Annotated in this window: 11 protein-coding genes and 1 tRNA gene; 6 read left to right on the top strand and 6 right to left on the bottom strand. The window is 39.8% G+C overall.

All coding sequences use genetic code 11. The features are described 5' to 3' along the window. Positions 1-54: 54 nt before the first annotated feature. From CDC33_RS19150 to CDC33_RS19135, 4 genes are all read right to left on the bottom strand, one after another. Positions 55-747 (bottom strand): DUF4276 family protein, encoded by a 693-nt coding sequence (locus CDC33_RS19150; RefSeq protein ID WP_244919282.1) that lies wholly within the window; start codon positions 745-747, stop codon positions 55-57. Next, positions 708-1,802 (bottom strand): AAA family ATPase, encoded by a 1,095-nt coding sequence (locus tag CDC33_RS19145; RefSeq protein WP_109009847.1) that lies wholly within the window; start codon positions 1,800-1,802, stop codon positions 708-710. Before CDC33_RS19145 ends, CDC33_RS19150 begins: the two co-directional genes overlap by 40 nt. A 267-nt stretch (positions 1,803-2,069) precedes the next feature. Beyond that, complete coding sequence (locus tag CDC33_RS19140) at positions 2,070-4,490, bottom strand: sucrose synthase (RefSeq protein WP_109009845.1); 2,421 nt, start codon at positions 4,488-4,490, stop codon at positions 2,070-2,072. A 1,286-nt stretch (positions 4,491-5,776) separates the two neighbouring features. Next, positions 5,777-5,849, bottom strand: a tRNA-His gene (locus CDC33_RS19135). A 124-nt stretch (positions 5,850-5,973) separates the two neighbouring features. Between CDC33_RS19135 and CDC33_RS19130 the strand changes: the two genes are divergently transcribed. Continuing rightward, positions 5,974-6,357 (top strand): DUF4359 domain-containing protein, encoded by a 384-nt coding sequence (locus tag CDC33_RS19130; protein ID WP_109009843.1) that lies wholly within the window; start codon positions 5,974-5,976, stop codon positions 6,355-6,357. Positions 6,358-6,398: 41 nt separating this feature from the next. Here the strand turns inward: CDC33_RS19130 and CDC33_RS19125 are convergent, their stop codons facing one another. Continuing rightward, a complete protein-coding gene (locus tag CDC33_RS19125; RefSeq protein ID WP_109009841.1) occupies positions 6,399-7,127 on the bottom strand; it encodes a PEP-CTERM sorting domain-containing protein in 729 nt (242 codons plus the stop codon). A 206-nt stretch (positions 7,128-7,333) separates the two neighbouring features. On the opposite strand from CDC33_RS19125, the gene CDC33_RS19120 reads away from it, so the two are divergent. Continuing rightward, positions 7,334-8,101, top strand: coding sequence for a sirohydrochlorin chelatase (locus CDC33_RS19120; protein WP_109012633.1), 768 nt, complete (start codon positions 7,334-7,336; stop codon positions 8,099-8,101). Next, positions 8,102-8,881, top strand: a complete 780-nt coding sequence (gene cobA / locus CDC33_RS19115; protein ID WP_109009839.1) for a uroporphyrinogen-III C-methyltransferase — start codon at positions 8,102-8,104, stop codon at positions 8,879-8,881. Between the two features lie 30 nt (positions 8,882-8,911). On the opposite strand, the gene CDC33_RS19110 is transcribed toward cobA, so the two are convergent. Next, the gene (locus CDC33_RS19110; RefSeq protein ID WP_109009837.1) at positions 8,912-9,529 is read right to left on the bottom strand and encodes a hypothetical protein; all 618 of its coding nucleotides are present in this window, start codon (positions 9,527-9,529) and stop codon (positions 8,912-8,914) included. Positions 9,530-9,971: 442 nt separating this feature from the next. Here CDC33_RS19110 and CDC33_RS19105 point away from each other — a divergent pair, with 442 nt between their 5' ends. The 3 genes from CDC33_RS19105 to CDC33_RS19095 all read left to right on the top strand — a co-directional run bounded on the left by CDC33_RS19105 (position 9,972) and on the right by CDC33_RS19095 (position 14,181). Next, positions 9,972-10,940, top strand: coding sequence for a homogentisate phytyltransferase (locus CDC33_RS19105; protein ID WP_109009835.1), 969 nt, complete (start codon positions 9,972-9,974; stop codon positions 10,938-10,940). 3 nt (positions 10,941-10,943) lie between these two features. Continuing rightward, positions 10,944-11,417: a tetratricopeptide repeat protein gene (locus tag CDC33_RS19100; RefSeq protein WP_109009833.1), complete on the top strand. Its 474-nt coding sequence runs from the start codon at positions 10,944-10,946 to the stop codon at positions 11,415-11,417. Between the two features lie 622 nt (positions 11,418-12,039). Continuing rightward, complete coding sequence (locus CDC33_RS19095) at positions 12,040-14,181, top strand: hybrid sensor histidine kinase/response regulator (RefSeq protein WP_244919281.1); 2,142 nt, start codon at positions 12,040-12,042, stop codon at positions 14,179-14,181.

The following is a 14,181-nucleotide window of genomic DNA, read 5'->3' as shown; positions in this document are numbered from 1 at the left end:
AATATGGAGTATATAAGTACATTTATACTATCTTTTGAGGGCAATATATTCTCTTCAACCGTTACTGCCGCTGATGTTTTCAAGACGCGTTAACCATTGATTGAAATGCTGGCACTGCTGACGTATTGTATCCAACCCAATATCCATTGCAATCAAAGAGCCATGTAATGGCTTTTCATATCCAAGGCAACATTTGATAATTCGTTTGGATGGGGCTGTTGTTGCGCCTTCATTAATATGTTCCGGTGAAAGGAATAAGTTACGCTCTGCCTGTAGGCTATCTACTATACTTTGATCAAACCATGCGAGAAAAGCTTGCGGATTGCTGTACAGGAGTCCCTCAAACTCATGAACCAGTAGATTGGGGAGAAAATTTTGGTGTTTAATGTCTGCGCTCATTTGCTGCTCAAGATATTCAGCTTTCTGAAATGGGTCATTTGTACTAGGCAGAGAACTGCTTCCTGGAAAATCATTTGGCAATCGATATAAATCAAACATCGTAGTGACGAAGGCCGAATCATCTTCAAGGCATTTACGATTCAATTGCGGCTTAATCTTTGCATAACTTACTACCCCGCCCTTACTTATTGAGCTAGTTCGCACAAGAATGGGGTTGAGGTATATGTCTTTTCGCTGAAGATGCTCACAGAGTACTTCTTTTACAAAAGTTTCTTCCGTCTGTCCTTCTACAAAAACATGTATTCGGATCATCGTGAAGGTCTCCCGCCAAGGATATTCTTCTTCCACAGTTCTCCTAAGCTGTAGTCTTCAAGCCATTCGTGTAAATCATCCTCATTCAATCTTCGGAGTGATGATTTACCATGATCCCGATCAACAACAATTACATCTTCCACGCTAAATTCATTGAGCAATTCAACCGACTGAGTTGAAACAATAACTTGTTTTTCTCTTGCGGCGGAACGCATTAACGATGCAAGAACAGTAATTGCATACGGGTGAAGACCTAGCTCAGGTTCATCAACCAAAATGGTTTCAGGTTGAAGGGAAGTAGGTTGCAAAAAGACAGTGACCAGGCAGATAAAACGAAGTGTTCCATCTGAAATAAGATGAGCTTTAAACGGAATATCCTGACCCTGCTCGACCCATTCTAACTCGATCACCTCATTGTTTTGTGGAGAAGGACGTAGATAGAAATCACCAAAAAAAGGAGCAACAAGTCGAATTGTTTTGACAATTCGCCGATAAGATTCAGAATAATTTTCACTTAACAAATATAGGAAAGCTGCAAGATTACGCGCATCAGAACGCAAGTAAACATTATCATTAATCCTGTGTGGTTGCTTGACATAAGCGCTGTCGCTTGTGTCATGAAAATGATAAACCCGCCACTGCCGCATGGTGGGCAATATGTACTTATCAATTCTTGTCCCACTGCCCCGTAAAGCATTAGTCTCAAAATGACCACTACCGATTTCACGCTCACCGCTCATGTTCCACCAAAAAGACTCTTTGGAAAACATCAGACGGTTGTCTTGAGTTGGTTCAAGAGTAGCGAAGTACCCATTGTTTCCAAAATAAAGTTCAATCTCTAGTTGCTCAGTTGTTTTACGGCCAAAATGCAAGATCGCATCGGGGCCACCCTGGCGGCTTACCAAAACTTGCAGATTCCTCTCAAGCATCTGCTGAACCATGCGAAAGAAACCTATGAAGTTAGATTTACCTGCACCATTACATCCAATAAGTACGTTTAGTTTCAAAAGCTTAAGGTCACATTCAGCAATAGACTTAAAGCCCTTCAAAACAATTCTTGATAGTTTGCTGTCACTGGTCAGATCGCTCATGGAATGGTTTCCTGATTTTTAAGCTTTTGGGCTACTTATTTCACAAATAGACCTCAATAGTAATTGTGATTTAGCTCATCTAGCTAGGGTCAGCACATTTTATCAATAATTTCTAATATATTCGCATTAAATCTTACTTGTTGACAATATCTTATACATAGGCGTAGGCGTATGTAAAGGCGTTGCATTGCAACGTCTCTACATATCAAAAATCCTTAATCCAAGCGTATTGAGTTAAATATGGAACAGCTTATCCCTTCTAACTTATTATCGGTATTTATGCTGCTCTAATAACTGTTGCGCTCTTGGCTTGTAAATTAAATAGAACAAAGCCTCAAGATAACGGAACAAATCTTCCCGATTTTCCTTCGAGGTAAAGTTCCAGAAGCCATAAATCCGTGCCAATGATAACAGCTTACTAGTGTGAATTTTCCAAGTATAGGTGCTGTAAACTCGGTCAATTCCTCGCTGCGAAATTTCATTCCAGTAGTTAGGATTTTGTTCGCATTTTGTGATAAAATCGACAATCTTTGTGGCTGTCTGCTCTAAGTTTGTTGGGTTAATCAAAAAGCCATTAACCTTATCTTGAATAATCTCCAGTGGCCCACCAAATTGTGTAGCAAAAGTCGGTAATCCTGAAATCATCGACTCTAAAATTGTCAAACCAAAAGCTTCAAATAAAGCTGGTTGTACAAAAATTCCCTGATGATCGGCAATGACTCGGTAAATTTCACCAGAATCAGTTTTAGTCAGGCGCACACCCAGCCAACGAATCTTGCCGTGGAGATTGTACTCGTCAATTATTTGGTATAGTTTGATAATTTCGTCACGTTCTTCATTGTCGCCTGATTCTTCGACGCGCAATTTACCCGCCACCAAAATTAAATTACAATGCTCTTGTAATTCTTTACTTTGACCATAACATTCAGCTAAACCTGTGAGGTTTTTGATGTGGTCAAGACGCGCCATTGAGAAGAGAGGGCGCTTGTTAGGATCGTCGAGTTTGCCAAAGATTTGCGTGGGGTCTTCCAGAGTAAAAAGTGTTTCTGCAAGGCGTTGGCGATCGCTCTCTACTCGGTCTTTAGTCCGGGTGTAGGGGAAGTAATTATTTTCGTTTACTCCAGGCGGTACGACATTAAATTTGGGACTAAATAATTCAATGCCATTGGTTACATGATACAACTCGGGCATAGTGAAGCACTTATAAGACTCGTACTGTCCCACACTATCCGGTGTTCCCACAATTTCTTGGTAGGTGCTACTGATCACAAAATTGGCAGCATTCATTGCAATCAAGTCAGCTGTGAATTGCAATGAAAAATGATATTTATCCTCTAATTCTTGCCAGTAGAGGTTACTGAACAAGTATTTAGATTTTTCCAAAGCATGGGCAACATTGCATTGGGTAACTTTCAGCCGTCGCGCCAGCAAGAATGCTACTAAATTTCCATCAGTATAGTTTCCAACTATTAAGTCAGGTGTGCCGTGAAATTCTGCCCGTAGTTCTCTTTCTGAATCAATGGCAAAAGTTTCTAGATAAGGCCAAAACTCAAACCGGGAAATCCAGTTTTGAGTCATGTTGGGATTAAATTCCCGTAAAGGAACTCGCAAAATCCAGGCATTTTCGGTACCAAGGACTTTTTCTAGCCGTTGATTACAAAGGGTACCATCACTATTGGGAATCAAGCGGGTGAGAATAATCACCTTTGGCTCGACATTCAATTTCTCTAAACCCGCAAGCAGAACATCTTCTTGTAGCTGCTTCTCTAGGCTCTTTGCCTGGTCAAGGACGTAAACTACCTGACCGCCAGTATCAGGACGTCCCAACACTCCCTCTTGCCCAAACCAACCGTGAGCTGACACCAAGACGATTCTAAAAATCATCGGGACACGAGAAATGAAGGCTTCTAGGGTCAGAGGATCGGCAGAATCAATCAATTCATCGAGAATATTTAAAGTTTCCCGGACTCGCCCTGCGGTGTTACCCCAACCCGGTTCAAAACCCATTGACTGCAATTGGAACCGGAATTGTTCATAGGGTTCCTCTTCGGGGCGATTATTAACAAAACTGATGGCTTTCTTAACTTGTTCGGAAAGTTGCTGCTGTGATTGAATGCGATCGTTAAGCAGCAGTTGCACACCGTTATAGTGGTGTAGCCGCAGAAAATTCAACAAGCTGTCCAGTAATTGTTTGGAGTCTTGAAATATTTTGCTGGATAAATAGCGGTTGAGGTATTGTACTCCCTTACCAATATTTTTGGGGTCGCGGATGACTGGGGTGTAGTCATAAAACGGGCCGAAGTCTAATTCTAGCAGGTCGCCATCGTTAGGATGATATTTATTCACCAAGCGATCGCGCAGATCGAGCAAATCCTGCACAGTCATCGGCTCAATGCTTAAGTCTGATGTCAACCAATAAACTTCTTGGCTGGCAATCTTAGAACGGATAATGAAACAGAAGTTTGAGTCCTCCTGAATAATTTCTTGAGTATAGTAAATCAGTTTGCCTAACTCAGAGGAAGTGTAAAATTCCTCTGGTTTCTGGGACTTTGAGCAATACTCACTATATACATTGAGTATGTCGTTCCGCAGCAAGTACTTCTTTTCTTGTTGGCGTAATTCACTAATAAAGGAACGCAAATCACTTCTTTCTTCACTATCTAAGACTGCTTGAAGCAATTCAGACATGGCAACTCCATTAGATGACGATGTTTGCATTGTTGACTTTCAAGGCGAGGCCAATAAACCTCAACCTTTTGTTAGACCACATATAAACACGAAAGAACACAGATAAATTGTATTTATCTGTGTACCTACAAATATCAAATTTTCAGCAGGCACTTAAATCGTGTTCTTCTTTACTTAAAGTATCTACGACTCAGTATTTTTGGATCTAACTAAAGGAATACAATTTTTATTTCTTTTGATAGATGTTACTAAATAACTGCATCATTGTACTTGGGGCACAAAATCTCATGCCCTCAAATGCTTGAGTTAATCTTTACTATACCATTTATTGATGTGTATCTAATTATTTGCACAATAATAGTGTCAAAATTTAGCTTTCAAGCTCTGTAAAGCTTGCAAATATATACTTTTTTTAATTAGTTCAGATAATTAATATTCATTTTGATAGTAGGGTTAGATAATTTATTCGCGTGTTTTGAGCATTGTTGATGTTTTAGTAATTTGGTTAGCAAGCAATTATTTTGCTATTATCTATTTATCAAAATTTGACACGAAACTTAACTTTTATGTTTGAAGTAAAATTATAAAGATAAAGTTCAATTAATTAAAATAAATTTTTGTTCCAACATAGACTAATTTTTATTTGCCATATTTATAATTGAAGCAAAACTTGTTTAAGTGGGGCGATTTATATGCCTACCAATACACCTAATCCAGTAGCTTCTGACCACAGTATTGGCAATATTCTGATTATATCTATGCTTGCCTTCTGTGGGCTGACTTTTATCATTCTTCTAGGCATTTTCTGATAATTAAATGTGTGTCCAAAAACTTCTAAGACTAAGATTCCCAACTTCTTAAAGAAGTCGGGAATCTTAATTGGACAGATAGCATTGGCTGAAAAAGGGATTGAATTTCAATACAGTTCAGATAAGACCAAAACACTTGTAGAGACGGCGATTTATCGCGTCTTGTAGAGACGGCGATTTATCGCGTCTCGAAAACCCAATTTTGTACAATTAGCCCTTAACTGAACCGTATTGGATTGAATTTAGCTAAATCAAAAAGAAGCCCCACATCTCACCACGAAGCGGGAGAGTTGGATAATCTATACTTGTATGTGTTAAGCTAAGTTATAAGCTAAATTTATGAATAGTTGGTTTGCGAACCTTCCAAGTGCATGAACTTGTAGATGATATAATCCTTGTTATAGTAAAGGCTACGAATGTTCAAAACTACAACCCACCTTTATATAGGAATTTATGAATTATTATTAAATTATCTAGGGCGAACGATGGGACTCGAACCCACGGATGGTGGTACCACAAACCACTGCCTTAACCACTTGGCTACGCTCGCCATTCAACAATTTGAATTATAGCAATAATTTGGCAAGTGATCAAGAGTTTTTCTTCAAGGAACGGACTTAGTTGATTTAGAGTCTCTGGAATTTAACAATTACAATGAATCTTACTTAGCCAACATGAAATCCTTAACGATCATTGCATATACTGGAGCAGCAGCAGGACTCGCCGCCTTGGGTGTGGCAATGGCGAAGACTAATCCCAGTCAGGTTGAGTATGAAGAATATGCAGTGCAACGGTTGACAGAATACTTAAAAACCGATGTATGCAAAAAAACTACCAATCTCATAGAAAATTTAATTCGTTTTAATTGTGATAAGTTGGTTGACTCGGCTAACCCGCAAATCCAAGAAATTCTTTCCAGGACTACAGAAAGACAAAATTATATTATTTTTAGCATTTACCGTACAGATTTAAAGATCAACTCTTGGATACCTTCTTACAAATTTGAAACGGTGGGAGCTTTCGATCAATTTTATACTTACACTGCTGAAAAACAATAAGGCAGACGGTGGAAGAAAAATCAAATCGGATTGCTATGTCTCTATTTGATACTTGCAATATTAATGCTACTGAGTGATTTCGGCTGACGCTTGAGCATGAAAACTACACCTGAAATCCCAAACATTAATAAACTTAATACGGAGGAAGGTTCAGGTACAATGGCAGTCTGATCAATGCGGACGTTATCAATGTCAATAAATAAAACTCCCTCCTCTTCAGATCCAGATGCTACAAGTCGAAGTTTATCAAAGGTAACATCTGATAGGGAAAGCTGCCGATAAAGTATCCCTGTATCATCAGTTTTGAAATTCACTGAATTAGTACCAACAAGTGTTCCATCCAAGTATGCTTCCAGCGTCAGAATATTATCAGTTGCAGGAAACTGCAAATTGAAGATGTCTAAACTCGCAACCGATGCTAATTCTCCTGTGCTTATAGTAGCAGAACCAAATCGTCCAAAACCCACACCCGGCCCAGGAACATAGCCACCAAACGTGAGAACATTTGGTGGAGAGAAAGGTGATTTGAGTGATTCGTTATCTCTTTCTATAACAAAGACAGAAGTCTCACCCGATAGACGTTGATCCAAATCCGAGAATGTGATCCCTCCATCCGTCAGTACTGGTGTAACAAAACCTTCTGTAAAGCTATCGAACGTCGCAAGAGCGGCGGTTGCAGGTGAAGCCACGCCACCAGCACAATACACAAATCCAATTACAGACAATCCTTTGCAGAGATAATATTTGAGGGTATTTGATAGCTTTTTCATAGTTAGTCACAAAAATTACTATATGTACGATAGCGTATTAAGCTGTTAATTAAAGTTAAAAAGTAACAAATGCCCACAAAGGCGATCGCTGGGCATCAAAAGGGCATAGCATAAATATGCAACGCTAAAAAAAAGTAGGATACTCCAATTTTTCTGGATAGACTTTAAGATCAGAAAAATAGCAACTGAGAGTTAAAACATTGCCAATACCATCTGCTTATCTATTGGTATCTCACGGAAGTCGTGATCCGCGCCCAGAAATTGCTATGCAGCAACTAGCAAAGCTGGTATGTAATAAATTGTCAGAAAACCACAACGCATTAAATAACGAACATCAGGTTGATATAGCTGCTTTAGAAATGAATCCTCAACCTTTACATGAGCAGATTCAACAATTTGCTCAGAGGGCTTTTGGCGATGGCTGGGTTGGGCTACAGCAAAGTAAACTATCTCAAAACCAGAATCGGATCAAAATTGTACCGTTATTTCTGCTGCCGGGAGTCCATGTAATGACAGATATTCCTGCCGAAATAGCATTAGCACAACAGGCTATTGGTCAGGATATCATGATTGAGTTGCAACCATACTTAGGCTCTCACCCTAATTTAGAGAAATTGCTGGCCAAGCAAATAGCTGCTATAAAAGCAGAAGCATGGATTCTTCTAGCTCATGGTAGCCGTCGCCCAGGTTCTAAAGAAACTGTGGAATCAATGGCGGCGAGTTTGGGAACAGTAGCTGCTTATTGGGCTAATCCTCCTAGTTTAGAATCGCGGGTGAAAGAATTGGTAGCTGCTGGTTATAAAGAAATTGCAATTCTGCCATACTTTTTATTCGCAGGTGGAATAACTGATGCGATCGCGGCCTCAATAGAGGAGCTAAAATTACAATTTTCTGCGGTGAATTTCCAATTGGCAGAACCACTGGGAGCAAGTGCAGAATTAGCCGAGCTAATTTGGGATTTAACAGATAGATAGATGAACCGCATAGAAAAACAGGAGAACAAGTATTTGGGAAAGGTTTATTTAGTAGGTGCGGGGCCAGGAGATCCAGGACTAATTACCTTGAAGGCAAAAGGTTTATTAGAATGTGCAGATGTAGTTATCTATGATGCCTTAGTGAGTCCAGCAATTCTGGCAATGATTAATCCCCAAGCCGAGCAAATTAACGCTGGTAAGCGCAGGGGAAAACATTCGCTGTTTCAAGAAGAAACAACTCAATTGCTGATTGAGAAAGCGCAGGATCATGCAATTGTGGTGCGGTTAAAAGGTGGTGATCCTTTTATTTTTGGTCGCGGTGGCGAAGAGATGGAAGAATTAGTCAACGCGGGAATATCAACAGAAGTTGTGCCAGGTATTACATCGGGTATTGCAGCCGCCGCATACTCAGGTATCCCATTAACTCATCGGCTATATAGTTCTTCAGTTACATTTGTGACTGGACATGAGGCGGCAGGTAAGTATAGACCGAAGGTGGATTGGAATGCGATCGCCCACGGTTCCGAAACCATTGTAATTTATATGGGAATCCACAATCTGCCTTATATTGTGGAACAATTAAGTGCGGCTGGGTTGAATTTAGAAACACCCATTGCTTTAGTGCGCTGGGGTACACGCCCAGAACAAGAAGAATTAATTGGTACTTTAAAAACAATTGTAGAGCAGGTAGAGCAAACTGGATTTGGTGCGCCTGCGATCGCAGTCATTGGACAAGTAGTAAATATGCACAGTATTTTGTCTAGTTGTCGTCCAGTTTGATGGTTCGCGCAAATGTGGAATCCACTGTCTTTAACTTTCCCGAATCCAAAATGCCAATCCTCCAGCCCGGCCACGAGCTGCAATAAAATCTTCCGTCACTAAAAAGAAGCCAAAGAAAGGTAATTTAGTTATGGACTGGTTGTAGAAATCTTCTGCTTGAATACCAGAACCCATTGGTCTGTTATAAACAACACGACCAAACAGGCTAATAAGCATTTGGTTAAAGTCAAACGCCAATAAATTTTTCTTACTTAAATATTGCACTGGCCCGGTGAGGTTCAACAAAACTGGGCCAAATTCAACCTGATTACTAATTTTGCCCCTGTTTGAATCCTGTCCCAAAGTGGCATTAAAGGAAACATGGATTTTTATAAACTTAGGTACATACAAACCCTTGCCTAATACAATTGTGCCACGCTCTCTGACTTTTTTAGTGCCAGTGGCAAAGCAAAGTTGCCATTTCCCCAGAAGAGACTCAAACGGATAAGTTAACCGTTCCTGCTTGGTAGATTTTTCTGCTTGTAGCAACGCATTTACTAATATTTCAGCACTAGGGGGTGTGCCTCTCTGTCCTTGATACGCAGCCGCAGCTTGGGATAGCACACTCACAAAGTCAAATGGCGTTTTAGATGTCAAATTAGCTGTCATAATTTAACTATTTATTTACTTTTCTGATAGATTGTACCGTTATGGAGAGTAGCAGAAGAGAATCGGGAAGAGGTATTTTCACGCTTGTTTGTCAGATTTTTTCGGCATAGAGCCTTTTTCATAAGGTATATTGATTCTCTTAAGTAGCATTACGGCAAGCTGTAGCAATGGTTTAAGCCGCCGCTACCTTCCCTACAAAATACACTACGTCTAAAGCTTTGGCTCTTGTTAATGACCAAATTCTGTGACAATGGTTAACAATCTGACAATTTAGGCCATGTGGAAAAATTAACGCGAAACCTAACCCCCAGCCCCCTTCCCTAATAGGGAATTGGGAGAATTAAAAGCCTCTCAACAACAGGAGAGAGCAGGAGTGAGGTTTTCTAAATCCCGTGAAAAGTCAGGGTTAACAAATAAGCCGGATAGTGAATCTAAGGTACTCATGAGCCAGAGTTTTCAAAACAGCCCTTTGCCACGCAAACCCGTTCAATCATATTTCCATTGGTTATACGCTTTCTGGAAATTCTCTCGCCCACACACGATTATTGGTACAAGTCTGAGTGTGTTAGGTTTGTATTTTATTGCCATTGCAATTAGTAATAGTACTGTTTCCCCATTCCCTACTCCCCATTCCCTATTCCCTGTTTTAGGAGCATGGATTGCTTGTTTGTGTGGCAATGTCTACATTGTGGGGCTGAATCAGTTAGAAGATGTTGATATTGACAAGATTAATAAGCCTCATTTACCGTTGGCATCAGGTGAGTTCTCTCGACAGACGGGGCAATTAATTGTTGCTTTTACTGGGATTTTGGCGCTAGTTGTAGCGTGGTTAAGTGGGCCATTTTTATTTGGCATGGTAGCAATTAGTTTGGCTATTGGTACTGCTTATTCTTTACCGCCAATTCGCTTGAAACAGTTTCCATTTTGGGCAGCACTATGCATTTTTTCGGTGCGCGGTACGATTGTTAATTTAGGGTTGTATTTGCACTATAGTTGGGTGCTGAAACAAAGCCAAGTAATTCCGCCTGTGGTGTGGGTGCTGACGTTATTTATCTTGGTGTTTACCTTTGCGATCGCAATCTTTAAAGATATACCCGATATGGAAGGCGATCGCCTCTATAATATTTCTACTTTCACTATCAAACTTGGGTCGCAAGCTGTATTTAATCTAGCTCTGTGGGTGATAACTGCCTGCTATCTGGGGATAATTTTAGTTGGTGTGCTACGTGTGGCCTCAATTAACCCCATATTTCTGGTGATTACTCATTTAGCCCTGCTAGTTTGGATGTGGTTGCGGAGTTTGGCAGTAGACTTACAAGATAAAAGTGCGATCGCTCAATTCTACCAATTTATCTGGAAACTATTTTTTATCGAATACCTAATTTTTCCTATCGCCTGTCTTTTGGCTTAGACAATGCTAGAAACCTTTCCTACTAGTTCTATTATCGCTACTGTTGTAGTTGTTCTTAGTCTGTCAATTCTTGGCTATTTTGCTTGGAAAACTTTGATTACCTCAGACTTATTTCAAAAAGGGATTAATCTTGCTCAAGCCAAAGATTACCAAGGAGCAGAAGCAGCCTTTCGCAAAGTGATTTCCATCAACTCTACTAATGATGTGGTGCGCTTGTTTTTGGGAGATGTTTTAAACCAACAAGGCCAAGTAGAAGAAGCAACAGAATTATTTCGGGAAGTGATTCGCCGCAGTCCCAAAAATCCTGACGCTTACTTGCGTCTGGCAAATATTCTCATGCAGCAAGAGCGAGAAGATGAAGCTAAAACTAACCTGCTACAAGCTAAAGATTTATTGCAAAAACAACGCCAACCTGAAAAAGCTAAAAAAATAACTCAACTGTTAGATAAAATGAGTAATAAGTTAAGTCAATCTTAAGTTAAGTCAGAATTGCGGAGATTAAATTTTCCTGTTCTTTCTCCTAATTTTTTTCCCATTCCCCTCATAATGGGGAGAATGGTCTTTGTTTTGCAAATTTACCAGTGTCTACCGTAACTGTATCCGCAATTTTCGCAAGTTTGACCACTTCCTTTATAGCCCTTAAAATTGCAATGTGCTATAAGCTCGATAGCCACAATGCATTGATAGGAGAAAACTTTGATGATTTTAAAAAAATATTATCTTTTTGCAAACATCTATACTAAGAGTTTTTTTTGGATTCTAAAGAGATATTATAGTCTGCTTAAGCACTACAGCAACTAGACACGCTGTATCAGTAATATTTTAATACTAAAATAGTATATCCATTCTCCTTTAAATGAGTTACATCGGTAGGGGCGCACAGCACCCTTAATGACATATACCTTTATCTATGGTTAATATTTTATCTGTTTATCTGTGCAGTAACTGCTATATCAAGCAAGGACAAGAAAGATCCAAAATGACAATTTAACAGCAAAGCCGCCTTCGGTTAGCTTTTAATGCTGATGTGTGAACAAATTGGGCTAATTAAAAAAATAAATTTACTAGGAAATTTTATAAATTAAAAAACTAAGTGTTTATGTCAGACATAATATCAGAATTGTGGACTAATTTTTTTACATCGGGATCATTTATTCCACATGGGCACTGCTATCTATGGCAAACAAATTTAGTTGGATTACACATATTATCTGATGCATTCATTGCACTAGCTTACTACTCGATTCCAGCTACACTCTTCTACTTTGTCCGCAAGCGGCAGGATTTGCCCTTTGATTGGATTTTTCTCTTATTTAGTGCTTTTATCGTAGCTTGCGGCACCACTCATTTAATAGAGATTTGGACGCTTTGGCATCCAATCTATTGGCTGTCGGGTTTTGTCAAAGCAATAACTGCAATGATATCTGTAGTTACAGCAATACAACTTATACCTCTAGTTCCCCAAGCACTGGCACTTCCTAGCCCTGCTCAACTAGAACAAGCAAATCAAGAACTTCAAACACAAATAGCCGAACGCTTACGGGTAGAAAAAGAACTACGAAAATACCAGAATCATCTCGAAGAAATGGTTGCTGTTCGTACCAATGAAATTAGCAAAACTAACGAGCAATTACAACAAGAAATCCTTGAACGCCAACGCATCTTAGAAATTCTTCGACAAAGCGAAGAACGTTCCCGTTACTTGGCTGAGGCAATTCCTCAACTTGTATGGACAACCAATCCTAACGGTGAATGTGATTATTTTAATCAAAATTGGTGCGAATACACTGGGCTAACATTAGAGCAATCCTTGGGTTCTGGTTGGTTGGCTGCATTGCATCCAGATGATATCCAAAATGCTAATGAAGTTTGGTCTAATGCTGTAAAAAACAGCACTATATATAACAATGAATATCGTTTTAAACGGGCTTCTGATGGCTCCTATCGTTGGCAGCTAGCGCGAGGTTTACCACTCAAAGATGAGCAAGGTATTGTAGTAAAGTGGTTTGGAACATGTACAGATATTCACGAACAAAAACAAATACTTGAAGAACGGGCGCACTTGCTGGAATTAGAACAAGTAGCACGAGCTAAAGCAGAAACAGCCAATCGAATTAAAGATGAATTTTTAGCCGTCCTCTCTCACGAATTACGCACTCCACTAAACGCAATTCTCGGCTGGTCAAAACTGCTGCAAACCGGCAGGTTAAATCAAACAAAGACATCTGAAGCACTAGCCACAATCGAGCGGAATGCCACCTTACAGGTGCAACTCATTGAAGACTTGCTAGATATCTCCAGAATTTTACAGGGCAAACTGACGCTAAATATTACAAAGATTAATCTAGAGTCTACGATATTGTCCGCACTACAGACAATGCGTTTAGCAGCAGAAGCAAAATCGATTGAGATAAGTACAGTATTTGAACCCTTGATGGGAGAAGTTATGGGCGACTCTACTCGTTTGCAGCAAGTCGTTTGGAATCTCCTTTCTAACGCTGTAAAATTTACACCTAAGGGAGGAAAGGTAGAAGTACGATTAGAGCAAGCTGATGGCTATGCTCAAATCATAGTTACCGATACAGGTAAGGGAATTAGTGCTGAGTTTTTGCCATTTGTATTTGATTACTTTCGCCAAGCAGATAGTACCTCTACGAGAAATTTTGGTGGATTAGGACTAGGATTGGCAATTGTGCGTAATATTGTCGAGATACATGGCGGTATTGTTAAAGCAGATAGCCACGGTGAGGATAAAGGAGCAACATTTACTGTTAGCTTACCGCTTCTGCAAGATGAAAGCCCAAGCCTGACAGATGAACAAAACTATGCTGTATTATTAACTCCTAAGTCTTTACCTCTGGCTGGTATTCGGGTTTTAGTTGTCGATGATGATGCTGATTCGCTAGATTTTGCTGCTTTTGTATTAGAGCAAGATGGCGCTTTTGTTATCGCTTTATCTTCCGCTTATGAAGCATTACAAACCCTAGCGGAGGTAAAGCTAGATGTGTTAGTCAGCGATATTAGTATGCCCGATATGGATGGCTATATGTTAATACGTAAAGTGAGAAATTTGACACCAGAGCAAGGTGGACAAATTCCAGCGATCGCCTTGACAGCTTTTGCTAGAAACGAAGACCAGCAAGAAGCACTAAAAGCTGGGTTTCAGATGCATTTATCTAAGCCTTTTAACCCAGAAGAATTAATTGCAGCCATTGCTAAACTTGTGTTTCAAAAAGTTTAG

The sequence above is a fragment of the Nostoc commune NIES-4072 genome (assembly GCF_003113895.1).
GTDB lineage: Bacteria > Cyanobacteriota > Cyanobacteriia > Cyanobacteriales > Nostocaceae > Nostoc > Nostoc commune.
The sequence above is the reverse complement of the archived record's forward strand: the minus strand, read 5'-3'. Positions and strand labels throughout refer to the sequence as shown.